The following is a 22,918-nucleotide window of genomic DNA, read 5'->3' on the forward strand; positions in this document are numbered from 1 at the left end:
ACCATAACGCGTCCCTGCCACCGAAGCATTCAATTTCTCTTCCGCCAGAACGTCCCAAGCGACCGTGGGGATGCTGGACCAGAACGTGACAGGCGCTGGAATCCGCATTCAGAAGCAACGACTCCAGCTCCTCTCAGTGGCCGGTTATGCCGCAGGGCTGCGGGAGGCGAGCGGCGAAGCGGGCGGGAACGGGTGTGGAGTGCGGCCCATGGCCCGTATCGCTCGGGAACGCCGTCCCGGTCCGGAACTTCCACACCATCCCATTGAGGACGCTCCGGTCGTCCAACCGCTTCCGCCCGCGCAACGGGGCGGGCAGCAGCGGCTGGAATTCCCACTCAGCATCAGACAGTTCAAGGCGGTATATCAACCGACCATGATCCACCACTCAAGATCACCATTTGCTGACAGGCCCTGGGGCCGCACCGGGGACACAGAGCCGTCAGAGCGGGTTGAGTCGGGCCTTGAGCAGGCAGAACTCATTGCCCTCGGGGTCGGCAAGAACGTGCCACTGCTCCTCGCCGGTCTGGCCGATGTCAGCCGGACGCGCCCCGAGCTTCAGGAGGCGTTCGAGCTCGGCGTCCTGATCGCGGTCGGTGGCGTTGACGTCGATGTGCAGCCGGGGCTTCCCCGGCTCCGGCTCGTCCCTGCGGCTGAGGATGATCGTCGGCTGCGGGCCACCGAACCCTTCGCGCGGCCCGATCTCGAAGCAGTCGTCCCCTTCGCGATCGAGCACTACGAAGTCCAGGACCTCGCACCAGAACCGCGCCAGCACCTCGGGGTCGCGGCAACCGAGCACGAGCTCACTGATACGACATGCCATCGACGAAACCTACTCTCAACGTGGGAACTGCCGGGGCGACCGTGCGCGGAACTCTTGGGCTCCCCGCAGTGGGAACATGATCGAGACCGTACCGGGTGAGGCGAGCAGGTGAGAAGGGTTTTGTGGGGGGCGCCGCCTCGCCCGGCCGGGCCGCCGGGCACGGACCGTAGGCCGCCCAGTGGGGCAGACGGGAATTGCCATCACCACTGGGGCGAACGTCAACGACATCACCCAGACCCTCGTCCTGGTCGACGGCGCCCCGCCCACCGCCGGACGGGTGGGGCGTCCACGCCGCCGCCCCGACTCCCTGCTGGGCGACAAAGCCTACGACTCCAGGGCCGTGCGCCAAGAGCTGCGGCATCGCAAGATCATGCCGGTGATCTCCCGCAAGGGCGCCCCGAACATCAAGGGCCTGGGCAAGCTCCGACGTGGTGGAGCAGGCCTTCGCCCTACTCCACCAGTTCGAGCGCCTCGCCGTGTGCTGGGAACGGCGCCTTGAACTCCACGACGCCCTCCTCTCGTTGGCCGGCAGCCTCATCTGCTGGAGGCGCCTCAAGAAGGCCGGATCGTGATCGTGTCACGAGCTCTACAGAGCCCCGTGCTACGAGCTCTTGGTAGAACTAGCGTGATCCGGCTTGGCGACGGCTGCTTTGGCAGCTCGCTCGATCTTCGCTCGGTGGGCATCCCAGAAGGCTGCGTCGTGCTGCTGAGTCGCGTATGCGGCTGTCGTCCCTGTCGAGTTGTCGAGCTGTTCGCGCAGGATGTCGGCGTGCCCGGCGTGCCGGCTGGTCTCGGTGAGCACGTGGACCAGGATGTTGAACAGCTTCACGTTGGGGCGTGGCCACCAGGGCACGTAGCCGAGGGAGTCGATGGCGAGGGCGGTGATGGTCGCGTCTGAGTGCTCCCACACACGACGGTAGCGGTCAGTGATCTCATTCCTCGTCTCCTGTTCGGTCGCCCACATGTCGGCGCCACGTTCTCCGGTGTTGTCCCACCGGGGCAGAGGTTCGGGGAACGGTCGGCCGAAGACCTCGCCGAAGTACCTGGACTCCCAGATCGACAAGTGCTTGACCAGGCCGAGAAGATTGGTTCCAGTCGAGGTCAGGGGGCGTCGGATGGCGTACTCAACGAGCCCATCGAGCTTCCAGAGGACCGCCTCGCGCATCTCTCGCAGATCGCTGTGCAGGTACTCTTTCGCGAAATTATCGATCATGCGAGACGACTCTGCCATCACGGGCGACGGACCGGTGCCGGAACCCCTCACCCGCCCAACGGGCCACCCCTACAAGATCTTGTTACGAACTCGTAGGGTTACTGAACTTGATTGGGTGCTGTCGGGTTCGGTTGACGTGCCACCTCCCGCCCGTCCTGATCTTTCAGCGGCGGGTCGGTTGCAGGCGCTCGATGCGGTCGAGGTCGCCGGTGAGCAGGTCGCGGTGACTGATGGTGAAGTCTCCGTTGGGCAGAGTCTGCCCGCGGCCGTAGTGCCGGCCGACGACGGCGGTGGGGAGGAAGGTGCGCAGGCGGTGGCGCATGTCCCCGGGGTACACGACGGGTGCGCCCCAGTCGGAGGGGGCTTGGTCGGTGGAGAACAGGACCCAGTGGTCCACGGGCACGGTGGCGTCGAGGTCCGGCGCCGTACCGGTGTGGCTGTCCAGGGCCGGCACGGTCAACTGGTCGGGGTCGAGGGGCGGGTACCACAGCAGCAAGGGCTTGGCGCGTTGCGCGTCGGCGTTGTCGAAGCAGCACACGGCGATGGTGTGGTCGGGGAAGTGGTCGGCGTAGAAGTGCAGGAGATCCGGGTCGAGGTCGGGGCGCCGGTGCGGCGGCACCTGCCACAGCGCGGCGGGGACCGCGGTGGGGTCGTCTGCCAAGAGCACCGTGTAGACGTCGTGGTCGAAGACCTGGACGGGCCGCGGTTCCGCGCTCATCCACGCGATGCCGTCGGCTGGGGCGGCGACGTGTTCCGCGGCCGCGACCATGCGGTGCAGGATGTCGCCGGCGCGCCCGGCGGAGAGGAAGTGCCGGGGTGTGAGCTGCCTGGTGGGAAGGTGCAGCAGCATGGCGTTCGGGCCGTCCGCCAGGTTGACGGCCGTGTTCTGGTAGCCCAGGACGTGGACAAGGCCGTGCACGCGGTGGTGCTGACGCCCGCAGTACACGATCGTGCCGGAGAACGCGGCCTCACCTGTCGAGATACACATGGCGGCAAGGTATCGCCCCTGTCCGGCGGGCGCCGAGGGCGTCTGGCCTGCTGAGGACCACTACCGCCGACTGACGGCCCCGACGCGGAGTCTAGATGCCCGGCCGGCCAGGTGGTGCTGCTCTGCAGGTCGGGGCGGAATCGTCGCCTGCGTGATTCTCTCGGGACCCGCACCAGTCAGCCGTCCAGGATGAGTCCGGTGCCAGCCAGTCAGCCGTCGACACGCCTCCGAAGCCACGCCCTCGCACTCGGATGACGGGGGTCTGGCCGATCCGGCCCCAGGTCCTGGCACGACAGTGGCGTTCCTGCGCACCTGCGCCCACCGGCCCGCATCCCTCGTCTGGCTGAAGGGCACGCCCTATGCGCTCCTCGCCCGTCATCCGACCTGCAAGTCTGTTTACGGAGCCGCGCGGGCTCGCGCAGGCCGCCACGGTCATCAGCGTTCGGACCGATGAGTCTCTGCGCGCCACGGCGTCCAAGGAGTGGAGACGGTCGCGTCTCCCCGCAGAAGCGGCTGAATCGGCCTCGCGGTCGAAGTGGTCGAAGTGGTCGAAGTGGTCGAAGAGAGAGTGGTGCGCGATGAAGCTGGTTGTACAGGAGTTCCTGACGCTCGACGGTATCTCCCAGGGGCCGGGGTCCCCGGACGAGGACACCAGCGACGGGTTCACGCGGGGTGGCTGGTTCGTGCCGCACCTGGACGAGGAGTTCGAACGGCTCGTCGGCACCTGGCTTGGCGAGGCGGACGCATTTCTGTTCGGCCGCCGTACTTACCAGAACTTCGCGCGGGACTGGCCGAAGATGACCGACCATCCTTTCGCCGGCATCTTGAACGGACTGCCGAAGTACGTGGCCTCTCACAGCCTGACCAAGGCGGAGTGGACCCCGACCACGATCCTGTCCGACGACATCCTCGCCCAGGTCGCCGAGCTGAAGCGGCAACCCGGCCGGGAACTGCAGATCCACGGCAGCGCCCAGCTGGCCCAGTCCCTGCTGGCCGTCGGGCTGATCGACACCTTGCGGCTCGTGATCGCCCCGGTCGTGGTGGGCCAGGGCCGACGCCTGTTCCCGGACGGCGGAACACCGGCCGGCCTGCGGCTCGTCAGCCATCGGACGACGCCGGGCGGCCTCTCGGTGCACACCTTCGAATCGACGGGGCTTCCGGAGTACGCGACCTACGGGGCCGACGCGTAGCCCCCTGGTGCCGGATCGGCATCGACGGAAGTGATCGCCGGTCGAACTCCCGTACCTCGACTGGCGATCACGGTTGAGCCCATGTACACGCTCCGCAGAACGCGGCGGTCCCAGGCCGCGGGCACGCACGCGGTCTTGTTGGCGTGTCCATGACCTGGGAACCTCTCTTCGCGTCGGCCTGCCGCCCGAGTGGGCCCATCGACACCAGGAGTGTGCATGCACCCCCACTCTGCCCACCGCCCGGCGCTCATCGCCGCGATCGCCGCCGCCCTCGCCGGGCTGCTGATGGCGCTGACCCCCCATCCTGCCGAGGCCTGGGGCTACGGCGTCAACCGGATCCAGAGTGCCGCCGAGGACGGCCACGCCCAGACCGGAATGGGCCCCGGGTGGGTGCTGCTGAGCTACAAGGCCAACGGCCCGATGGTCGGCTACCTGTTCGGCCAGGACTTCGCCTTCGCCGACGGCAGCGTCAAGCCCGGCCCCGACCACATGGACATCCGCGACACCGGCGACGCCACCGCCGGCAACACCGAGGGCATCGACCGCTGGCCCTGGGGCTATGCGGGCGGCAGCTTCGATGGCTGCGCATACGCATACGGCACCAGCAAATTCGCCTTCGAGCACGGCGGCTTCACGTCCGGCAGCTGCGCCGGTGGCCCGAACGTCAGCGGCTCCAGCAATGCCGACAGCAGCCCCGACCAGCTGAACTGGTGGCATTCCGAGAACGTGTTCTGCACGGACACGGCCGCCGATGCGCTGTGTAGTCCGTGGGGCGTATGGAGCGAGAACAAGGGCGGCGGCCTGAAGGTCACCACCTCCATCACCTCCTGCACCGTCTATGGCAACATCGGCGCCGCCGCGGCCTACGGCTCCGGCGCGGCGGTGCCCGCACACCCGCTCGGCACCGTGCCGCCCGGCCAGCAGATCGACGTGCGCTATGTTGCCAAGAGCCGCCAGTGGGTGATGGCGAAGTGGAACGGCCAACGCCTGGCGGGCGGCATCGCCTGGGCGTTCTTCCCCCGCAACTGCCTCGCCTGAGCGGGTGGGTGACTTCACGCCGGGGCTCAGCCTTCGTTCCTGTATCCAGACCCGCACTTCGCAGGCGTTGACTGGGGCCGGAGCGCTGGGTGCCAGCACGTAATGCGCTTCGGGGTCCCGTTCCTTCCCTCATCGCCTGCCGTGGACAGCACGGACAGCTCCGCTGCTGCGGGTTCGATCGATCAGTTCACCACCGCAGGACGGGCACGTATCCATGGCCTCAGCATGACTCACGATCTGAACACCTTCGGGGGCGGGCATGGAGAACATCGATCGGTAGCAGCGCCGCAGCAGCGGAAACGCTGATCTGAGGCGTCGGCCCAGCTGGAGTCGGGACGTCGGCGAGCCGAGCGAGGAGCTGGTCGAGGGCGAGCTGGACGTCGTCGCTCAGGTGCGGCCGTATGCGGCGGGGCGCGGGTCGACATTGATGATGGGCGTACTGCTGTTGCGGGTGGCGGTGCCGTCGATGCAGGAAGCTACGAGGAAGTCCTGTCCGACGGCACGGCCCGGGGTTGTGGCCGCTGGCCCGCGCATGCGACCCTCGCCCCCTACGGGCAGGGCGTCGACGACGTCTGGCGCACAGTGCACGAGTGCCGCCTCAGCGACTCCGCCCTCCCCCGCCGCAGCACGCGACACCAGCTGACCGGGTACGCTGCCCGTCGCTGAGAACCGCTCCGACGAGGAGCAACAAGGGGTGCGACCATGGGCAGAGCTACGGAAATCAGGCAGAGGGGCATAGTGGCCGTCGCCGTACTGGCCGTTGTGCTCACGGCTGCCGGGTGCGGCACGGACTCCGAGTCGACCGGCTCCCGGACCACCGGCTCCGCCGACACGGCAGACCCCGGCGGCAAGGAATCCCCGCCGAAGGCCCCTTCGAGCACCCTCACTTGGGAGTTCGAGCACATCGCGGACTTCAGCGGAGAACTCACCGACCTCGCCGTCCTTGCCGCGGACGACATCTGGGCGGTCGGAACCGAGAACAACGGCGCGTCCAACGCCCACCTGCTGCACTACGACGGTACGCAGTGGAAGCGCGAGCCCCTTCCCGAAGCTCTCGGCACCACCGACTACCCGCCCACGCTCGAAGAGGTCGGCGAGGAAGCCCTGTGGCTGCGACCGCAGACCTTCAAAAAGGGCACCGGCGTGACCCCGTGGGCGAGGTGGGACGGCACCCTCTGGTCCGCAGTGCCGAACCCCCCGCCGGGCCCTGTCGGGGACTTCGAGGCCGCGGGCCCGGACGACATCTGGGCCCTCAACGGCGAGCAGACCGCCGAGCACTGGGACGGCACCCGCTGGACCACGACCCGGCTGCCGTACGGCGCCTCCGACCTCGCGATGGTGGGACCGGACGATGTCTGGGCGGTCGGCAGCCGATCGACCGGGCCGGGCACCGAGCTGAGCTACGGCGAGCCGTACAGCCAGCCCGTCTCGATGCACTGGGACGGCACCTCCTGGAAGTCGGTGGAGACGCCACAGGCCCGCTTCGAGGAGCCGATCCCGCCGGAGCCCAGCGCCGGTCTGGGCCAGGTCTTCGCGCTCGACAGCGGTGAGGTGCGCGCGTACGGCAACAACACCTTCAACCACGGCGAGGTCGATAACGAACCCGCGGACGAGTCCATCCGGCTGCGCTGGGACGGCTCCCAGTGGGTCGAGCAGGAGCGCGCGCCCGGCGGGTGCGCTCTGCGGACCCCGGTGGGCCAGGACGACGAGGGCCTGTTCCTCGACGGCAATTGGTACCTGACCGATGACGGCCGGTGCATGAAGATCAAGCGTCACCGTCTGCCCGTGTCAACAGGTGCCCGTAAGGGGTCGAACCAGTCGCTGTGGCTGAAGGAGATCCATCGGGTGCCCGGCACCGACGAGTGGCTGGGCGCCGGACACGTCCAGGTCAACCAGTCCGGCGACCCTTTCGGCGCGCCCGTCGTCGTACGCCTGAAGCGCGGCGGCTGAACCTCTGATTTCCCATGGGGGCATCCCGCCGAGCGTCGACCCCTCGAAGCGCCCGGCGCCTCCTTGGGCGAACCTGCCACGCAGGCAGTCGCGGTCCACGGCACGGTCCGCGGACGGCACGACTTCGCCGGCCGCAGAAGGACCCGGCGGCAGCTGGCCGGCACCCCGCCGCGGGTCCTGCTGCACGCCATCGGCGGCATCGGCAAGACGAGCCTGGCCGCCGAACTCGTCCGCCGTTTCACGGCTGCCGCAGCGGACGGCGTCGGGTGGCCGGCGCCGGCACAACGCCCGCCGTCCCCGAGGCCGTTGCGCGCTCGGTGGACGGCGGGGGCCACTGACGTTACGGCGTGGCATCAAGGTCGCGGGCGAGAAGTGCGGCCAGCTCCTCGACCGCGGCTTCCGCGCCGTCGCCCTCCGCGGCCAGTACCACTGAGTCGCCGTACTGGGCCGCGAGGGCGAGCACAGAGAGGAGACTCCGGGCGTCGACCCCGCTCTGACCGTCCCGGCTGATAGTCACCTTGACCTGCTGCCGAGTCGCTGCCCGGACGAGCAATGAGGCCGGGCGGGCGTGCAGACCGCTGCGGGAACCCACGGCGACAGTGCGCTGATGCATGGTGAACTCTCCTGTTTGGTAGTGGGGGAACGGAGTTACGTAGCAGGCCGTCAGGCGGCGACCGAGATCTTGGGCTCTTCGATCGCCGGGGCCGGCGCCTCCGCGGTCCTGCGCATCCCCTTGAGGAGGACAACCAGCGCGGTCGCGACGGCCGTGCCGGCGGCTATGGCCAGCAGGTAGAGGAACGGATCGCCGATGAGTGGTACGACGAAGATGCCACCGTGCGGGGCGCGCAGTGTGCAGCCGAAGGCCATCGACAGGGCACCGGTCACCGCGCCGCCTGCCATCACCGACGGGATCACCCGGAGAGGGTCGGCCGCCGCGAACGGGATCGCGCCCTCGCTGATGAAGGATGCGCCCAGGACCCAGGCAGCCCTGCCGTTCTCCCGCTCGGTCTTCGTGAACAGCCTGCCGCGCACGGTGGTTGCGAGTGCCATGGCCAGCGGCGGCACCATGCCGGCTGCCATGACTGCGGCCATCACCTTGAGGCCGCCGGGCGTCGGGGCGGCCAGGCCGCCGACTGCGAAGGCGTAAGCCACCTTGTTGAGCGGCCCGCCCATGTCGAAGCACATCATCAGGCCTAGGACGATGCCGAGAATGATCGCGTTCGAGCCGGAGAGCCCGTTGAGGCCGTCGGTCAGGGCCCGTTGGAGCGAGGCGATCGGCTTGCCGACAACGATGAACATCAGGAAACCGACAACCACCGAGGCGATCAGGGGAATCACCAGCACCGGCATGATGCCGCGCAGCGTGGGATGGACTTTCACCCGTTGGATCGCCATCACCACCGCACCGGCCAGCAGACCCGCCGCGAGGCCTCCGAGGAAGCCCGCGTTGATGGTGAGAGCGATGGCACCGCCGACGAACCCGGGGACGAGCGCGGGACGGTCCGCCATGCCGTACGCGATGTACCCGGCCAGTACCGGCACCAGGAAGGCGAATGCGGCGGTGCCGATCTGGTTGAGCAGAGCGGCCCAACTGTCGGCTTCCCCCCAGACGAAGTGGTCCGCGACGGATTTGGCACTGGCGATTTCGTAGCCGCCGATGGCGAACGACAGCGCGATGAGGAGGCCGCCCGCGGCGACGAACGGCACCATGTAACTGACGCCGGACATCAGGTAGGTCCGCAACCGGATCCCGAAGTGCGCGCGGTCACCGCCGGTCGTGACTCCGTCGTCCTGCTGAGCGGAGCCACCCGCGACCGTGCTGGTAGCGCCGCGCTCCGCCTGCCGCTTGGCTTCGGCGATCAGAGCGGCGGGTCGGTTGATACCTGCCTTGACCCCGGTGTCGACGATGGGCTTGCCGTCGAACCGTGCCTTCTCGCGCACCTCGACGTCATGCGCCCAGATGACCGCGTCGGCAGCGGCGATGAGCCCTGGATCGAGCCTTTCGAACCCGGCTGAGCCCTGCGTCTCGACGTCGAGCACCACGCCTTCGGCGCGGGCCGCGGCTGCCAGCGACTCGGCGGCCATGTAGGTGTGTGCGATGCCCGTCGGACATGACGTGACGGCGACGATCCGGAAGGGTTCGTCGGCGGGTGCGGCGCTGTCCGCGGCAGGGCCGTCCACTGCTGCACCCTCCGAAGGCGAGGCGTCCGAAGTGGAGCCGGCCGACGTGGCCTCCTCGCCGCGGATCAGGGCCGCGGCCGCGTCCGGGGTGCGCTCCGCGCGCAGTGCGCTCGTGAAGTCGGGGTCCATCAGCCGTCGTGCCAGGGCAGAAAGGATGGTGAGGTGGTCGTCGTCGGACCCGGCCGGCGCCGCTATCAGGAAGATCAGATCCGCGGGACCGTCCGCCGCACCGAAGTCGATGCCCCGGTCGCTGCGGCCGAAGGCGAGCGTGGGCGCGGTGACATGCTCGCTGCGGCAGTGCGGGATGCCGATGCCGCCGTCCAGACCGGTCGGCATCTGTGCCTCACGGGCCGCGACGTCGGCGAGGAAGCCGTCGAGGTCGCTGACGCGGCCCTCGGTGACCATCCGCTCGGCGAGCGACCGGGCGGCGTCGTACTTCGTCTCGGCAGACAGATCGAGATCGACCAGTGCCGCGGTGATCAGTTCACTCATCGCGGGGCTCCTTGCTCGTGGACCGTCCTGCGGGCGGCTCGGGGGACTCGGGGCGGTGCGGGCTGGGTAGCGGATGCACGGCAGTCATGAGGCCGGCTCCGTCAGGGGGCGGTCCAGGGCGATGTCGGTGGTCGTGGTGACCGCCGACAGGTCGAGTTCCGCGGGTGTCGGCATGACGCTGCCCGGCAGCTGCACGGCCGCCGCGCCGTGGGCGACCGCCGCGGCGAGCGCAGCCGGGCCTCGTCCACCCGCGGTGAGGAAGCCCGCCAGGGAGGCGTCGCCGGCTCCGACATTGCTGCGGACTGCGTCCACCCGGGCGCTGCCGAAGTACGTACCCGTACCGTCGACCAGCAGCTGTCCGTCGGCCCCGAGGCTGGCCAGAACGGACCGGGCACCGCGCTCGCGGAGCTCCTCCGCCGCCTTCACGGCGTCGCCCACCGTGTCCAGGGGGCGACCGACGGCCCCGGCGAGCTCCTCCGCGTTCGGCTTGATCACATCGGGGCGCTCCCGCAGCGCCGCTATCAGCGCTGCGCCGGAGGTGTCAAGGGCGATCCGGGCCCCGGCACGGTGGCTCCGCGCCACCAACTCGGCGTACCACTGCGGGGACAGCCCGCGCGGCAGACTGCCACAGCAGACGATCCAGTCCGTGGTCTCCGACCGGGTACGTACGGCATCCAGCAGGGCCTCTGCCTCGGCCCCAGTGATCTCCGGGCCTACCGCGTTGACCTTGGTCAGCGTTCCATCGGGTTCGACGAGCGTGACGTTGACACGCGTGCTGCCGACGATCGGCACTCCGGCCGCCTCGATGCCGTGCTCGCCGAGCAGCCGGGCGAGCAGTGCGCCCTCAGGCCCGCCGAGCGGTGCGACAGCGATCGTACGGTGGCCGGCTGCCGCAACCGCGCGCGAGACGTTGATGCCTTTGCCGCCGGGGTCGACTCGGTCGTAGGTGGCCCGCAGCACGGCACCGCGGGTCAGCCCGGGCAACTCGTACGTACGGTCCAGGCTGGGATTGGGGGTGACGGTGAGGATCATGCGCGTACCACTTCCGTGCCCTGGCCCTCGACGGCGAGGACGTCGTCCGAGCCGAGTCCGGTGTCGGTGATGAGCAGATCGACCTGCGCGAGATCACCGAAGCGCGCGAAGTGTTCCTGGCCGAACTTGGCGGAGTCGGCCAGGAGCACGACCCGCCGGGCGGCAGAGATCATGGCGCGCTTGACGGCGGCCTCGGCCAGGTCCGGCGTGGTCAGGCCGCCCTTCGGTGAGAAGCCGTTGGTGGCGAGGAAGGCGACATCCGCGTTGATCTCGCTGTAGGCGTTCAACGCCCAGGCGTCGACGGCGGCGCGGGTACGGTGCCGCACACGGCCGCCGACGAGGTGCAGGGCGATGCCAGGGTGGTCGGCGAGCCGGGCGGCGACCGGCAACGCATGGGTGACCACGGTGAGGTGGGCGTCGAGCGGGATCACCGCCGCCAGCCGGACGGCCGTGCTCCCCGCGTCGATGATCACGCTGCCGTCGGTGGGGAGCTCACCGAGCGCGGCGGCCGCGATGCGCTCCTTCTCATCGATGGCCACCGCATCCCGCTCGGCGAGATCGGGCTCGAAGTCGAGCCGCCCGGCCGGAATCGCACCGCCATGCACGCGCCGGAGCAGTCCGGCCCGATCCAGCGTCTTCAGATCACGCCGCACGGTCTCGGCAGTGACCTGGAACTCCTCGGCCAGGGACAGCACATCGACCCGGCCGCTCTCGCGGGCGAGGCGGAGGATTGCTTGCTGCCGCTCCGGTGCATACATGTTGTTTTGGATCCGTTCCATGCCCGACTGTGTGGATTCGCGGTCACGTTACGCCGATAGTTCGACGATGTAAACAGATTCGGGCACATGCGGGCACGAACGGACAGGAGGCAGCCCTGGGTGCGATACGAGCACCCAGGCCCGAAGGAGAACACACCATCGACACCGATCCAGGACAGCCTCTCCTTTCGGTAGGCCACGCCTCTCGATCGGCGAAGAAGCTGAGGACGACCGCCAGGCGGGCCCGCGGCGCGACGCCCCAGCGTGCCGGTAGTCGCCGAACACCACGGGAGGGGCGCCCGACCATGCCAGACAGGCCTGCCCGTCGGCGGCCATTCGTACATTGATGTTTGAGCCCTCGGGGCTCTTATGTCCTGAATCTCCGCGTATGACCTACGAGAGCTCTAGTGTCGTGCGGAGCAATCGAAGGAGCAGACAGTGGCAGGTTCTTTGCAAGGTGAGACGGTCCTTGTTGTCGGGCGTGGAAGCGGCATCGCACGGGCGATCGTCGACGCGGCGATGGCCGAAGGCGCACATGTGGTCGCCGCGGGTCGTAACCGGGAGGCACTCGAGACCGCCTACAAGAACACAACCGTCTCCGTGAAGAGTGTCGACGTCACGGACGAAACCTCGATCGCCGCCCTGGCCCACCAGGTGAGCACCGTCGATCACGTGGTGTCCACGGTATCGGCCAGGGCCCGCGGCGCTGTCGGGGAACTGAGCCCGGAGGCGATCCTGTTGTCCTTCCACACGAAGGTCGTGGGCCCGATCATGCTGGCCAAGCACTTCGCACCGAAGATGCCGAGGACAGGGTCGTTCGTGCTGTTTTCCGGGGTGGCGGCTCTCGAGCCGGATCCCGGGTTTCTCGCGGTGGCGGCGACCAACGGCTCGGTGAACGTGGTGACCCGTTCGCTGGCCGTGGAACTCGCCCCGCTGCGGGTGAATGCGATCTCACCAGGAACCATCGACACCGGGGCGTGGGACGGGCTGGGCGCGAAGAAGGATGCGTTCCTCGAGAAGAAGTCCGCAACCAACCCCGTGCGACGTATCGGCACAGTCGAGGACATCGCCCAGGCGGTGGTCTTCGCCATGACCAACACCTTCATGACGGGCGTCAGTCTGGCGGTCGACGGAGGACAACCGCTCGTGTGAGCAGACCGGTCTTGTCACGCTGCGGGGTCCAGGCTCGCACCAGTGGCCCGGGCCCCGCAGGTCGCAGGTCGTGTCGGTGTACGGGGCGCGGGAAAGACCACGCGCACCGGGGCTGCAGCGGCATCGCTACAGCATTCGGCCTGCTCCGGCCGGACGCTGTAGCCGAGGTAGCGGATGCCCTCGCCTTCCGGTGCACTGTCGGCGTACGGGCGCGGAGCTACGGGCGCCAGGTGCGCAGCAGTTCGGCGATGCGGCCGGCGGTGCAGCGGGGGTCGTACAGCTCGCGGGCCAGGCCGGCGAGCTGCTCGCGCGTGGGGTCGACAGGTATCCCGCTGGCGTTCAGGTACATCACGGCTACGGTGCAGGCGACGGTGAGGTTGGATCGCTCCAGCCAGCGGCAGCAGCCGAGGGTGTGAACCAGTGCGGCGGCGCGGGCATAGGGCCCTCCGTACACCGGCTGTTCGAGCAGTTCAGCGCGGTGGCGGGAGACGGCAGCAATCGGGACGCCGAGATCGTCGGGTGCAGGATCGCGATGGCCGGCTCGTTCGGCGACTTCCAGGATCCAGGACAGGTCGACATGCAGGGACATGCTCACGCAGCGGCGCCCCGGGCGTTCGGGGCGGGGGCGTACTGCGCGTCGAGGTCGGCTTCCAGGTCGGCGAGGAAGTCGCCGTGGTGGTCGATGAGGCGTTGGGCCGCGGCCATGCCGGCCGCACGGGCGCCACTGGTGTCCTCGGCGATGAGGCGCTCCACGTAACGGTTGAAATCCAGTCCACGTGCGGCCGCGGCATCCTTGCCGGCGGCGAGCACGCCCGGCTCCAGCCGCAGCTGTGTCTGCTTCTTCGGGCTGCTCATACGATCAAGGTAGCAGGGTGGTAGCAGAAGCGCGAGATGTTCAGGAAAACAGCGAAGGCTGCCCGGGGCCCGGATTCGAGGACGGGCGCGCCGAGCAGCGCCGCCCAGGATCGCCGCAGGGCTGCAGCCACCGCCCGTACGCCCGCCGTGCTGCCCAATCCACATGGTCAGCGCCCCACCAGCACACCTGGATGGCAGGCACACGAGCGAAAGGGGTGCAGCCGGCCACTCAACGATCTGCCGACGTCGGCTTGCCCCGGTCAGCCGTCCGCGCGCAGTCTGACCACGCGCGGGAGTACGGCGTGACGCGTGATGCCCTCTTCGACTTCGGCAACCGGACCGGGCGACGCACGGGCCGAGCTTCGCCACGGCGGCGGACGCACAGCCTCCAACTCGCCCGACACAGCGCAGGGGGCTGCGGATCTTTCGTCCGCAAAGACCATCCGGCCATGCCCCGTACGGGGCATGGCCGGCGCCCGCACGAATACCGGCGGTCGCCGGCTGGTGTGCCGACACTTGTCTTCGTCCAGGCGGGGGCGCAGGTGGTCGTCGACGTTGCAGGCGGGGGCTGTCGGTCGCAGTGATGTGAAGCGATCTACCTTGCTATGGATCTTGGGCTGGCAGGATCGGTTGCATGTCTTCGTCTCCGAGAGCCGACCTCTGGCCTGTTTCGCTGTCCACGGACCGGCTACTTCTGCGCCCGATCGAACGAGCTGACGTCGCCGCCATATCGCGCCTCTGGACAGATGGCGAGGTGCGCCGGTATCTCGGTGGGCCTGTGGCGGGGCAAGCACTTCGTGCCCGCGAGCAGGCATGCATAGGACTCCTCGGCGCGTTCAGCGTGGTCCTGACCACGGACATGTCCGTGGTCGGCTTGGTGTCGGTCGATCCACGCTCGCGCTGGGACGAGCGGACAGAGGTGTCGTATCAACTGCTGCCTGAACACTGGGGCTGCGGATATGGCCGCGAGGCAGTCGTCGCTGCACTGTCTTGGGCCCTGGACACGGTTACGTCCGAGCAACCTGAGGTGGTGGCGGTCACCCAGAAGGCCAACGATCGTTCACGCCGGCTGCTTGAGTCCGTCGGCATGCGAATGATCGACAGTTTCGTGGAATGGGACGCACAGCAGGTCATGTACTCCATCGACCGCGGCGGTCTTCCAGCCCGGCATTGACCGGGCCAGTAACCCGTCCTCAGCGGCCCATGGCTGCCAGGAACTCGCTCCCGCCGGCCGCCCTGGTCGATCTTCGCTGGTCGTCTGCCGTCAGGTTCGGCGGCTTTCCCTTGGTCTGTGCGAGTCGGAACGAGACAGTGCCGATTTCAATGGTGTGGGCGTTGAAGAACACCTGGTCCACGATCACCGCGCAGAGTCCGAGGTCGACGAAGGCCTGCAAGGGCCGGAGTTCGTTCAAACTGTGGTGCGTTGGCGCCTGCAGTCCGTGCACACTCCACGTATGCGCGCTGACACTGCTGTATCGCTTCAGGAGAGAGCTCTGCGATATGTCGCGGCTTCGGCCAGGGGAGAACCACTTGCTCACGACCTACGGGTGACGATGCACTTTCATCCCGATCGCGCAGCGGGGAACCGTCCCATCCTCGCCAAGATGGCAGAAGATGGTGTCTATCGCTCGCAGTTCGTGACAGGTACGAGCAACGGCGGTCTGACCGCTCATCCCGGCGGGGATCGGTGGCGCTGGGAGAGTCGTATCTTCGCCGGCGCATACGACGGTTCTACGGCCGACCAGCGTCCCGTGTACGGGGCGTTGAACTATCGTCGTGATCCGATCGGTGGCGCGCCGCGGTTCGGCTCCTCGTACTTCCGGCTCACCGCTGAGGCTCTAGCGCGCGCCACGTTCTGCTACCCCGACAGCTCCACCGAACCTTCCGCCTTTGGTGTCGCCGCCCGCTGCTCGCTCGTCGAGCTGGCTGAGGCCGAGGATGTGGATGCCTTGGACTGTCATATCGAGGCACAGATTCACGGTCCGGTCCGGCTCGACCGTGACGTAGAGGCACTGGTGTTGGATCCCAGTTATCGCGGCACAGGGGTCGAATCCGCAGCTCGCCGCCTGTCCTGCCCGATCGAGTGGCACCCAGGTTTTCGGCTCGGCGTGGATGAACTGCGCCACCATCCGAGCTATCGCGGACAGGAATACGTTGACCTCGGTGCCGAGATCGCCGTTGGTGGCCGGCTTGATCCGAGGATCATCGGCGACGCTGCTCGGACGGGCCTGTACGCCCTCCAGGATCTCAAGAAGGTTTGGCACTGCCTGGCACGCTTCGGCAGGGGCGGCATCTGACGACAAAGCGATATTCGGCAACTCTCAGGGCCGCGAGGTAGCTTGACCAGCTCTCCTGGGCAGGCGCCGCCCACTCATTGTCGGGGAGGACCACCGGCAAGGCCCGGGGACGTCCGGGACTCCAAGTTCAAGGTGCCCCGGCAGTTCGTCCGTCTGACGAAGGTGAGAGCCGCGCGCAGTCGGGACGGCTCGGCCTGGCGTGCAGTTGGCAGGTCGGCCGGGGTGCCGTCGAAGCATTCGAGTCAACTGCCCTTGCTCTTCAGCAGTATCGACGGAGAGCACTTGTTCCGCAGCGGCCGAATTGCTGTCGACGCGCGCATGGAGGACCCCGGACTCGGCCTCGGCCTGCAGGACGCGATCAACCTCGGCTGGAAACTCGCCGCCGAGATTCGCGGCAGCGCCCCACCCGAACTGCTCGACAGCTACGACACCTAGGCCGTTTCGTTTGGATCACCGGGCGGACCAGAGGAAGATGCCCGCGATGTGGAGTCCGGCCAGGTAGATGATTGCGGTCTTGTCGTAGCGGGTGGCAATGCCGCGCCACTGTTTCAAGCGGTTGATGCAGCGTTCGACGGTGTTGCGCTGCTTGTATGCCTCGCGGTCGAAGGCTGGTGGTCTGCCGCCCCGGCTTCCGCGCCGCAGCCGGTGGCCGCGTTGATCGGCCGGGACAGGGATGACCGCCCGGATCCCGCGTTTGCGCAGGAGCTCACGGATCGCGCGCGAGGAGTACGCCTTATCGGCCAAGACCACGTCCGGCCTGGTGCGGGGCCGCCCTCGCCGTCGCGGAACGCGCAGACTGGCCATGACGTGAGTGAAGGCGGGTGCGTCGCCGGCCTGTCCGCCGGTGAGCACGAAGGCCAGTGGCCGGCAGTCACCATCGGAGGCCAGGTGGACTTTTGTGGTCAGTCCGCCGCGGGACCTGCCGATGGCGTGGTCTGCGGGTTCGCCAGCTGGGGCCCCCTTTTGCGTGCCCCTGCCGCGTGCTGGTGAGCGCGCACGATGGTGGAGTCGACCGAGACAACCCAGTTGAGGCCGCCTTCGGCGTCGGCCTGCGCGATCAGCGCAGTGAATACCCGCTCCCACGTGCCGTCGATGGCCCACATTCGCAACCGGTTGTAGACGCCTCGCCAGTTCCCGTACTTCTCCGGCAAATGAGCCCACTGTGCCCCGGTCTGGAACTTCCAGGCGATCGCGTCGAGCACTTCACGGTGATCCCTCCACCGGCCACCTCGTTTCGGTGTCCGGTCCGGGAGCAACGGCTCAATTCGAGCCCACTGGGCAGCAGTCAACGACATGTATAGAGCAACGACCAGATGGCGAGAAGGAGACTCGCTGGCCTCATGAGTGCTGCGGGGCTCCGATGACCTTCTGTCCGATCTGTTCGGCAAGCCACTCCGCGAAGCGGTAGCCATCGCCGTTGTGGCGCCGAACGTGGACGAGCACCAGGTGCGTCTCGGCACGGGCGTCGAGTTCACGAGAGTCGCAGTTCAGCAGGAGCGTGACCTCAGCGTGCTTGCTCTCGCCATACAAGTCACGCTCGGGCGCCTCGGGCCAAGACAGTGAGGACCAGTGGATCTCAGCCGGGTGGGGGCCTATCACCGCGGCGAAATGATCCTCGATGCTCCCTAGGGGCTGGTCAAGCATCGAGACGGTCAAAGGAAGATACGCTTGTGTGTCAGCCAGGTTGGCAGGAAGCTCACGGGCGGGAGCCGAGCAGGTCAGGTCCGGGATGCCGGGCGGCGGAACGACAGGCGCGTCCATGTTCCAGCACGTGAACCACGAGTCCGGCAGAGCGTCACGCAGCCGCCCCACCTCGGCCACGGTAGGCACCCCGGCCTCCACCGACACCTCGGAGTAAGGCTGGGCACCGAAGGCCACCATCCGGCGAGCCACACGCAGGGCCAGATCATGGTCGGGTGTCCGGAAGACGGGGTAAGCAACGTCGTTCGACATGGGAAGACTCTGCCACGACCTCAAGCGAAGAGACCTTCCGTTTTCCACCGCAGGCAAGATCCAAACGACATGCCCTAGCGCCGACAGGCCGCACACCGCATGGTCATATACGCCCAGGCACAGGCCGTGCTGACCGCCCCAGGCAGCGACGTCACCGCGCTGCGCGAGTTGTTCACAGAACTCCTCGGCCACCCGAGCACCGTCCAGCACCTCGCCGACCTAACCGCGGGCACCGACATCCGCTACGACATGGCCGACCCCCACGCACGTCCCCTGGTCGGCCGGTTCGCTCCGGACATGGAACTGCACACCCCGACCGGGACGATCCGACTGGCAGAGCTCACCGGAGCCGCACACGGCCACTGCTGCTCGACAGGTCCGAAGGCGCATCGGCATCGGCCTCACCCTGTCCTGACCCGGCCGACCTGGACGCCCTGCAGGCCCAACCCAGTCCCCCGCCCCTGTGACCACTGCCCTACTGCTTCGCCCGGGCCGCGCGGGCCTCATGAGCGCGGGATCTGTGGTGGTTTTTCCAGGGCACTCAGACTCCTCGGATGGTTGTGCGCGGTTGCCGGGGAGATCGCACAGTGGCACGACCAGGTGCACATCGTCATCGCTGTGTGCTGCCCACGCTCGCGGGCCAGGCGGCGCAGCTCCACCCGAGCCGCCGGCGCGCGGCCGGCGCCGGCGGTGAAGAAGGGATGCCACCAGATCTGCGCCGAGAGCTCGAGGAGCCGCCGACGCAGCGCGGTGTTGTGGGGCAGGCCGGGATGCGCAAGGGCTTCATAGGTGCGGATCCAGTCTCGCTGGGCCTGCACCAGGTCCTGGGGGAAGGCGGTGGGCTCCATACCCTGATTAGATCATGTGTTCGATTTTTGATGCACACCGGGACCCACCCTCCGCATCGCCCCGGCGATCATTCGACATTCACGGCGGGACGGAACGGCGCTGCCACGCACCGCGAGAGGCCCGTACGTGATCAAGGCCCAGGGCTCCGGCGCAAGGTCGAGTCCGCCGGGAAATCAGTCGCCGAAGGGCGGCGCTGCGCACTGAGCGGCTCGGCTGCGACGCCAGGGAGCGCTCACCATGCTCCATCCGAGCGATTCGCCGGAGCTGCCCGTCGTGCCGCTCGCGTCCAAAAATCGAACATGCGTACCATTCACGTGTGCCCACGTACGACTTCCCCCAGGACCTGCGCGACGCCCAGCTTGCGCTGCACGAAACCCGTGCTCACTACGAGCAGTACGCCCGGACCCTGCCGTGGTCGGCTGAGCCGATGCCCGGCTGGGAGACGGAGAAACAGCCCTACACCAGCTTCCGCTCCGGAAAATCAGACAGCCCCGGCTACACCGACGAGCAGCTCGCGGAGATCGCACGCCTCAAGGCCCGCATCCTCGAACTCGGCATCATCGTGTCCACGCACCCGTTCTGGCGCAGCGTGGAGAGTGGCCTCGTCGATGCCCGTATGGCGCTGAAGCACGTCCACGAACAGCCGGCCGAGGCGTAGTGGTGTCCGAATCCGGCGGGATATCCGACCTGGACAAGAACCGAGCTCTGGCCGACTGGCTGGAGTGGCAGCTGCGCCGGACCCGGAACCGGATCCGCGAGCTGGAGGTCGAGGAACGGCAGGAGCGGCGGGCCCACGAACGGGCGCAGGCGGGGCATTCGTGGAAGATCCAGCCGAAGCGCTCGAGGGGCACGGCGACGCTGCACCGCGGGGACTGCTCCCTGACACCTCAGCTCGGGTTCATCAACCGCGAAGAGGCGATCATCGCGTTGAACGAACCCGACATCGAGGCATGCCGGATCTGCCATCCGGAAACGGACCTGAGGGCCGCATAGGGCTCGTTCGGACCGCCCGTGGCACAGCAGCTCACGGGAGACGGCACCGCCCTGCTGACCTGTCGCCCCGTGCACCAGTTACAGGCACGACCGGGAAATGCGGACGAAAGGGTCGACCGGGCCGGACTGGCGGGGTCAGTCGTCCAGGCCCCAGCTGTGAACGGTATTCGGGTGGATGCGGATCGCCTCGGGGCTGAAGCCCGGGCCCAGGGCGTCGGAGCTGGTGAGTAGCTCAGCTGTGCCGTGGATCTCCACGAAGCGGGGCTTCCATGGGGTCACGCTCGCGAGGTCGTCGACGACCAGGGAGATCTTCGGGTTGGCCTGCAGGTTGCGCCATTTAACAGGGCACCGGCACAGTGGAACTCGAAGCGAGCCCCCTACGGTGGCCAGTTCCTCCTCGGCGCCGGCCGCCCTCTGCGCACACCCGTCTTCATGCACGGAGGGCCGCTGCAGCTCTTGGGCCTGAGAACGCTGTACGGCCGCAGGAGCACGTCACCGCCCGAGATCCATGCCGACACCCCCGTGGTCGCTGGGGATGAGCGGGAACGAGACGCCCTAGCAGTACCGGTTCTCGGCCCGGTCGAAGCCACTGCTGTATCCACTGCCGTAACCAACCGCGTAGCCTTGGCTGTAGAGACTGGGAGTGGTCCTCAGGTACTGCCCGTAACCTTGTTGGCCTGTCACAACCCGGCAGTCGTCCCTGGCGTCTCCGTACCCATCTCTGAAGCCAACTCGGTAACCAGTTCGGTAGCCGTCCTGGTAGCCACCCTGGTTGGGAACGTGGACGGTCTCCACCGCTGCAGAACTCGGCACGGCTGAGGCTTGGGCCGCGACAACAGCCGGCGAGAAGGTGAGAGCGGCGACAACGAGCGCTGGACCGAGCCGTGTAAGCAGACGTCTGGCAGTCATGAGTCACTCCTCGAATCGGCACTGCTTCACAGCGGCACAACCTCCGGCAAAGGCAGCCGTCTGCCCAGTTCTCCGCACCTGATTGGCCGCCACGTTGCCATCCCGTCTGCCTCTTCCAGCCTGCGCCCCCTCTCAGGCGATGTCATGTCGACAGGGCGTTGAACCGCAAGCTTGAGGGGCTTGCGGAGCGGATACGCGGGATACACGCTGCCTGCCGTGGAGGGCCGTGATCGTGGCGGGCTCGGCGACCGTACTTACCGGGTTGACCGTCGCCGGGCCCGCCTACCTGATGTGGTTGGCCTGCGATGTCCTGCGCCGGCCGCCAATACTGGGGACGTCCACGGAGGCCATGGCCTCCTCGCGGGGGCAGATCATGCTCAAGGGTGCCGGGATCAGCGGCCTGAACCCCCACGGCGCTGTTGCTCTGCTTCTCGCTGCTCCCGCAGTTCATCGACCCCGCGGTCGGCCGGCCCTTCGCCGCTCAGGCGGTCCTGCTCGGCACGCTGAACTTGACGGCTTGTGCCCCCGTGCACCTCGCCGTCGGCGTGCTCGCCCGCAGAGTCCCGAAGACCCGGCTGTCAGCCCCACCGGGCGGTCACCCGCGTCTCCGGTGCCATGATGATCGTCATCGGTGGTCTCCTGCTGGTGGAACGTCTGGCCGGCTGAGGAACCCGCCCCACCCCGTTCACAGACCGTGATGTCCGTCGAAGGAGAGCACGTGGAAGACCAGACACAGCAGGAACAGGCGAGCCCTGAGGTGCAAAAGCGCGTCCAGGACAGCTTCGACCGCCAAGGGCTGATGGCTCACCTCGGTGCACGGATAACCCACATCGGACCGGGACGCGTGCACATCGTGCTCCCAAGTAGGCCCGAAGTGACCCAGCAACACGGCTACTTCCACGCCGGCGCCACCAGTGCCATCGCCGACAGCGCCGGCGGCTACGCCGCCTACACGCTGTTTCCCGAGGACACCGAGGTGCTCACCGTCGAGTACAAGATCAACCTCCTCGCGCCCGCGGTCGGTGAGTACATCGAGGCGGTCGGGACGGTCCTGAAGGCCGGACGCACGCTGACCGTCTGCCAGTTGGAGGTGTTCGGCGTCACGGACGGCGTCGAGCAGAAGCTTGTCGCGAACGGGCAGCAGACGCTGATCCGCGTGAAGCGGCCCGAGCAGTGAGCCCCCAGCCGTCCTTGCCGTCCTGGGCGACGTGGTGGCAGCGGCCGTTCCCGGACGCCAACACGCTGCTTCTCCACGGGCGGCAACCGGCCCTGGTCGACACCGGATTCGTGGGGCATGCCGAAGAGACGGCCGCCTGGGCCCGCGCGCACGCTGGGGGTGTCGGCCTGGTGGTGAACACGCACTGGCACTCCGACCACGTCGGCGGCAACGCCCTCCTCCAGACGCAAGGCGCCGCCGTCGCGGCCGGGGCACTGGAGGCCGAGGCCATCGGGCGCAGGGACCCGGGCTGCTGCGCGGCCGAGTATCTGGACCAGCCGGTCGCCCCGTACACGGTCGACGTGCCGCTCGACGACGGGCAGGTCCTCCGTCTCGGGGACGCCGAGTGGGAGGTCGTCCGGACCCCCGGGCACACACCTGGGCATCTGGCGCTGTGGCAGCCGGAGGAGCAGCTGCTCGTGGTCGGGGACGCTCTGTCGGACTACGACGTCGGCTGGGTGAACCTCGCCCTCGACGGGATCGACGCGGCCACCACCGCGCTCGCTTCCCTCAAGCGGATGGCCGACCTCGTCCCGCGGGTGATCCTGCCCTCCCACGGCCCGATCCCCGCCGACCCCGGTGCCGCCTTCGCCGCCGCCCTGCGCCGTGCGCAACGGCTCGTGGACGACCCGGACGGAACAGTCCGGTACGGCGCCCGGCGGATCTTCGCATTCGCCCTTATGATCCGCGGCGGCCTCCCGGCCGACAACGTCGAGCCGTACCTGCACGCTCGGGCCTGGTTGACCGACGCCGCCCGGCTCCTGGACCTCACGCCCGAGGCGCTCGCCACCGAGCTGGTCACGACCATGCTCGGCAGCGGCGCCGTCGCCCTCCGCGACGGCCGCATCTACGCCGCCGCCGACCACACCCCTGTGGCGGCCGAGTCGTTGCGCGTGCCGTACCCGCGCGCATGGCCGGTTTCGGAGCCGCGCTGACTCGCGGCGGACCGTGGACGGGCGGACCTGCGCAGACCTCTTCGCCTGGCTCTGTCCCCGCTTACCGCAGGCGAGTTGGCGAAGCCGTCCGGTCACG

The 22,918-nt window shown here is 68.3% G+C and carries 26 protein-coding genes and 1 pseudogene; 12 read left to right on the forward strand and 15 right to left on the reverse strand.

The genetic code is table 11. From position 1 onward, the window contains the following. Positions 1-439: 439 nt before the first annotated feature. Positions 440-820: a VOC family protein gene (locus ACIA8E_RS32745; RefSeq protein ID WP_385492771.1), complete on the reverse strand. Its 381-nt coding sequence runs from the start codon at positions 818-820 to the stop codon at positions 440-442. Positions 821-998: 178 nt separating this feature from the next. On the opposite strand from ACIA8E_RS32745, the gene ACIA8E_RS32750 reads away from it, so the two are divergent. Continuing rightward, positions 999-1,319 (forward strand): transposase, encoded by a 321-nt coding sequence (locus ACIA8E_RS32750; RefSeq protein WP_399303554.1) that lies wholly within the window; start codon positions 999-1,001, stop codon positions 1,317-1,319. Positions 1,320-1,421: 102 nt separating this feature from the next. Here the strand turns inward: ACIA8E_RS32750 and ACIA8E_RS32755 are convergent, their stop codons facing one another. Together ACIA8E_RS32755 and ACIA8E_RS32760 are read right to left on the reverse strand one after the other, a co-directional pair. Beyond that, entirely contained in the window at positions 1,422-2,033 is a 612-nt protein-coding gene (locus ACIA8E_RS32755) for a DinB family protein (RefSeq protein ID WP_399303556.1), read from the reverse strand. A 163-nt stretch (positions 2,034-2,196) separates the two neighbouring features. Beyond that, complete coding sequence (locus ACIA8E_RS32760; RefSeq protein ID WP_399303558.1) at positions 2,197-3,021, reverse strand: hypothetical protein; 825 nt, start codon at positions 3,019-3,021, stop codon at positions 2,197-2,199. 578 nt (positions 3,022-3,599) lie between these two features. Here ACIA8E_RS32760 and ACIA8E_RS32765 point away from each other — a divergent pair. Both ACIA8E_RS32765 and ACIA8E_RS32770 read left to right on the forward strand, forming a co-directional pair. Next, positions 3,600-4,211 (forward strand): dihydrofolate reductase family protein, encoded by a 612-nt coding sequence (locus ACIA8E_RS32765; protein ID WP_399303560.1) that lies wholly within the window; start codon positions 3,600-3,602, stop codon positions 4,209-4,211. A 216-nt stretch (positions 4,212-4,427) separates the two neighbouring features. Then, a complete protein-coding gene (locus ACIA8E_RS32770) occupies positions 4,428-5,249 on the forward strand; it encodes a hypothetical protein (protein WP_399303562.1) in 822 nt (273 codons plus the stop codon). A gap of 387 nt (positions 5,250-5,636) precedes the next feature. Here ACIA8E_RS32770 and ACIA8E_RS32775 read toward each other — a convergent pair whose 3' ends face one another. Next, positions 5,637-5,783, reverse strand: coding sequence for a hypothetical protein (locus ACIA8E_RS32775; protein WP_399303564.1), 147 nt, complete (start codon positions 5,781-5,783; stop codon positions 5,637-5,639). A gap of 168 nt (positions 5,784-5,951) precedes the next feature. On the opposite strand from ACIA8E_RS32775, the gene ACIA8E_RS32780 reads away from it, so the two are divergent. Then, entirely contained in the window at positions 5,952-7,199 is a 1,248-nt protein-coding gene (locus tag ACIA8E_RS32780) for a hypothetical protein (RefSeq protein ID WP_399303566.1), read from the forward strand. Positions 7,200-7,539: 340 nt separating this feature from the next. Here ACIA8E_RS32780 and ACIA8E_RS32785 read toward each other — a convergent pair whose 3' ends face one another. From ACIA8E_RS32785 to ACIA8E_RS32800, 4 genes are all read right to left on the reverse strand, one after another. Then, on the reverse strand, positions 7,540-7,812 hold the full coding sequence (locus ACIA8E_RS32785; RefSeq protein ID WP_399303568.1) for an HPr family phosphocarrier protein: 273 nt from the start codon (positions 7,810-7,812) through the stop codon (positions 7,540-7,542). Between the two features lie 50 nt (positions 7,813-7,862). Next, positions 7,863-9,872 carry a fructose-specific PTS transporter subunit EIIC gene (locus tag ACIA8E_RS32790; protein WP_399303570.1) on the reverse strand — a complete coding sequence of 670 codons (2,010 nt, stop codon included), beginning with the start codon at positions 9,870-9,872 and terminating at the stop codon, positions 7,863-7,865. Between the two features lie 84 nt (positions 9,873-9,956). Beyond that, positions 9,957-10,904, reverse strand: a complete 948-nt coding sequence (gene pfkB / locus ACIA8E_RS32795; protein WP_399303572.1) for a 1-phosphofructokinase — start codon at positions 10,902-10,904, stop codon at positions 9,957-9,959. After that, on the reverse strand, positions 10,901-11,662 hold the full coding sequence (locus ACIA8E_RS32800; RefSeq protein WP_399303638.1) for a DeoR/GlpR family DNA-binding transcription regulator: 762 nt from the start codon (positions 11,660-11,662) through the stop codon (positions 10,901-10,903). The genes pfkB and ACIA8E_RS32800 overlap by 4 nt, the downstream gene beginning before the upstream one ends. A gap of 438 nt (positions 11,663-12,100) precedes the next feature. Here ACIA8E_RS32800 and ACIA8E_RS32805 point away from each other — a divergent pair, with 438 nt between their 5' ends. Further along, positions 12,101-12,814, forward strand: coding sequence for an SDR family oxidoreductase (locus ACIA8E_RS32805; RefSeq protein WP_399303574.1), 714 nt, complete (start codon positions 12,101-12,103; stop codon positions 12,812-12,814). A gap of 217 nt (positions 12,815-13,031) precedes the next feature. On the opposite strand, the gene ACIA8E_RS32810 is transcribed toward ACIA8E_RS32805, so the two are convergent. Continuing rightward, a complete protein-coding gene (locus ACIA8E_RS32810) occupies positions 13,032-13,403 on the reverse strand; it encodes a hypothetical protein (RefSeq protein WP_030922656.1) in 372 nt (123 codons plus the stop codon). Positions 13,404-13,405: 2 nt separating this feature from the next. Continuing rightward, positions 13,406-13,669, reverse strand: a complete 264-nt coding sequence (locus tag ACIA8E_RS32815; protein ID WP_399303576.1) for a hypothetical protein — start codon at positions 13,667-13,669, stop codon at positions 13,406-13,408. A 634-nt stretch (positions 13,670-14,303) separates the two neighbouring features. Here ACIA8E_RS32815 and ACIA8E_RS32820 point away from each other — a divergent pair. Beyond that, positions 14,304-14,843 carry a GNAT family N-acetyltransferase gene (locus ACIA8E_RS32820; protein ID WP_399303578.1) on the forward strand — a complete coding sequence of 180 codons (540 nt, stop codon included), beginning with the start codon at positions 14,304-14,306 and terminating at the stop codon, positions 14,841-14,843. Positions 14,844-14,862: 19 nt separating this feature from the next. Here the strand turns inward: ACIA8E_RS32820 and ACIA8E_RS32825 are convergent, their stop codons facing one another. Continuing rightward, positions 14,863-15,081, reverse strand: coding sequence for a hypothetical protein (locus ACIA8E_RS32825; RefSeq protein WP_399303580.1), 219 nt, complete (start codon positions 15,079-15,081; stop codon positions 14,863-14,865). 141 nt (positions 15,082-15,222) lie between these two features. Here ACIA8E_RS32825 and ACIA8E_RS32830 point away from each other — a divergent pair, with 141 nt between their 5' ends. Both ACIA8E_RS32830 and ACIA8E_RS32835 read left to right on the forward strand, forming a co-directional pair. Then, a complete protein-coding gene (locus ACIA8E_RS32830; RefSeq protein WP_399303640.1) occupies positions 15,223-15,966 on the forward strand; it encodes a DUF3626 domain-containing protein in 744 nt (247 codons plus the stop codon). 324 nt (positions 15,967-16,290) lie between these two features. Then, positions 16,291-16,395, forward strand: a pseudogene (locus tag ACIA8E_RS32835) (FAD-dependent monooxygenase); the annotation flags it as partial. A 21-nt stretch (positions 16,396-16,416) separates the two neighbouring features. Here the strand turns inward: ACIA8E_RS32835 and ACIA8E_RS32840 are convergent. The 3 genes from ACIA8E_RS32840 to ACIA8E_RS32850 all read right to left on the reverse strand — a co-directional run bounded on the left by ACIA8E_RS32840 (position 16,417) and on the right by ACIA8E_RS32850 (position 18,767). Continuing rightward, positions 16,417-17,261 (reverse strand): IS5 family transposase gene (locus tag ACIA8E_RS32840; protein ID WP_399303582.1). Its coding sequence is split into 2 segments (ribosomal slippage): positions 16,417-16,931 and positions 16,931-17,261, totalling 846 coding nucleotides; the frame shifts between segments, so codons are not numbered across the junction. A gap of 43 nt (positions 17,262-17,304) precedes the next feature. Continuing rightward, positions 17,305-18,111: a hypothetical protein gene (locus tag ACIA8E_RS32845; RefSeq protein WP_399303584.1), complete on the reverse strand. Its 807-nt coding sequence runs from the start codon at positions 18,109-18,111 to the stop codon at positions 17,305-17,307. A gap of 311 nt (positions 18,112-18,422) precedes the next feature. After that, entirely contained in the window at positions 18,423-18,767 is a 345-nt protein-coding gene (locus ACIA8E_RS32850; RefSeq protein ID WP_399303586.1) for a hypothetical protein, read from the reverse strand. A gap of 317 nt (positions 18,768-19,084) precedes the next feature. On the opposite strand from ACIA8E_RS32850, the gene ACIA8E_RS32855 reads away from it, so the two are divergent. After that, on the forward strand, positions 19,085-19,426 hold the full coding sequence (locus ACIA8E_RS32855) for a hypothetical protein (protein ID WP_399303588.1): 342 nt from the start codon (positions 19,085-19,087) through the stop codon (positions 19,424-19,426). A gap of 2 nt (positions 19,427-19,428) precedes the next feature. Further along, positions 19,429-19,761 (forward strand): DUF6233 domain-containing protein, encoded by a 333-nt coding sequence (locus ACIA8E_RS32860; protein WP_399303590.1) that lies wholly within the window; start codon positions 19,429-19,431, stop codon positions 19,759-19,761. A gap of 135 nt (positions 19,762-19,896) precedes the next feature. Here ACIA8E_RS32860 and ACIA8E_RS32865 read toward each other — a convergent pair whose 3' ends face one another. Then, entirely contained in the window at positions 19,897-20,199 is a 303-nt protein-coding gene (locus tag ACIA8E_RS32865; RefSeq protein ID WP_399303592.1) for a pyridoxamine 5'-phosphate oxidase family protein, read from the reverse strand. 1,270 nt (positions 20,200-21,469) lie between these two features. Between ACIA8E_RS32865 and ACIA8E_RS32870 the strand changes: the two genes are divergently transcribed. Together ACIA8E_RS32870 and ACIA8E_RS32875 are read left to right on the forward strand one after the other, a co-directional pair. Then, complete coding sequence (locus tag ACIA8E_RS32870) at positions 21,470-21,847, forward strand: PaaI family thioesterase (RefSeq protein ID WP_399303642.1); 378 nt, start codon at positions 21,470-21,472, stop codon at positions 21,845-21,847. Further along, the gene (locus ACIA8E_RS32875; protein ID WP_399303594.1) at positions 21,844-22,821 is read left to right on the forward strand and encodes an MBL fold metallo-hydrolase; all 978 of its coding nucleotides are present in this window, start codon (positions 21,844-21,846) and stop codon (positions 22,819-22,821) included. Before ACIA8E_RS32870 ends, ACIA8E_RS32875 begins: the two co-directional genes overlap by 4 nt. Positions 22,822-22,918: the final 97 nt, after the last annotated feature.

The sequence above is a fragment of the Streptomyces sp. NPDC051664 genome (assembly GCF_044453545.1).
Lineage (GTDB): Bacteria > Actinomycetota > Actinomycetes > Streptomycetales > Streptomycetaceae > Streptomyces.

Bases quoted from the DNA above. Each gene is read 5' to 3' on its own strand.
- ACIA8E_RS32745 (WP_385492771.1), bottom strand. From the start codon at position 820: ATGGCATGTCGTATCAGTGAGCTCGTGCTCGGTTGCCGCGACCCCGAG.
- ACIA8E_RS32755 (WP_399303556.1), bottom strand. From the start codon at position 2,033: ATGATCGATAATTTCGCGAAAGAGTACCTGCACAGCGATCTGCGAGAG.
- ACIA8E_RS32760 (WP_399303558.1), bottom strand. From the start codon at position 3,021: ATGTGTATCTCGACAGGTGAGGCCGCGTTCTCCGGCACGATCGTGTAC.
- ACIA8E_RS32765 (WP_399303560.1), top strand. From the start codon at position 3,600: ATGAAGCTGGTTGTACAGGAGTTCCTGACGCTCGACGGTATCTCCCAG.
- ACIA8E_RS32770 (WP_399303562.1), top strand. From the start codon at position 4,428: ATGCACCCCCACTCTGCCCACCGCCCGGCGCTCATCGCCGCGATCGCC.
- ACIA8E_RS32775 (WP_399303564.1), bottom strand. From the start codon at position 5,783: ATGCGCGGGCCAGCGGCCACAACCCCGGGCCGTGCCGTCGGACAGGAC.
- ACIA8E_RS32780 (WP_399303566.1), top strand. From the start codon at position 5,952: ATGGGCAGAGCTACGGAAATCAGGCAGAGGGGCATAGTGGCCGTCGCC.
- ACIA8E_RS32785 (WP_399303568.1), bottom strand. From the start codon at position 7,812: ATGCATCAGCGCACTGTCGCCGTGGGTTCCCGCAGCGGTCTGCACGCC.
- ACIA8E_RS32790 (WP_399303570.1), bottom strand. From the start codon at position 9,872: ATGAGTGAACTGATCACCGCGGCACTGGTCGATCTCGATCTGTCTGCC.
- pfkB (WP_399303572.1), bottom strand. From the start codon at position 10,904: ATGATCCTCACCGTCACCCCCAATCCCAGCCTGGACCGTACGTACGAG.
- ACIA8E_RS32800 (WP_399303638.1), bottom strand. From the start codon at position 11,662: ATGTATGCACCGGAGCGGCAGCAAGCAATCCTCCGCCTCGCCCGCGAG.
- ACIA8E_RS32810 (WP_030922656.1), bottom strand. From the start codon at position 13,403: ATGTCCCTGCATGTCGACCTGTCCTGGATCCTGGAAGTCGCCGAACGA.
- ACIA8E_RS32815 (WP_399303576.1), bottom strand. From the start codon at position 13,669: ATGAGCAGCCCGAAGAAGCAGACACAGCTGCGGCTGGAGCCGGGCGTG.
- ACIA8E_RS32820 (WP_399303578.1), top strand. From the start codon at position 14,304: ATGTCTTCGTCTCCGAGAGCCGACCTCTGGCCTGTTTCGCTGTCCACG.
- ACIA8E_RS32830 (WP_399303640.1), top strand. From the start codon at position 15,223: ATGCACTTTCATCCCGATCGCGCAGCGGGGAACCGTCCCATCCTCGCC.
- ACIA8E_RS32850 (WP_399303586.1), bottom strand. From the start codon at position 18,767: ATGGAGCCCACCGCCTTCCCCCAGGACCTGGTGCAGGCCCAGCGAGAC.
- ACIA8E_RS32870 (WP_399303642.1), top strand. From the start codon at position 21,470: ATGGCTCACCTCGGTGCACGGATAACCCACATCGGACCGGGACGCGTG.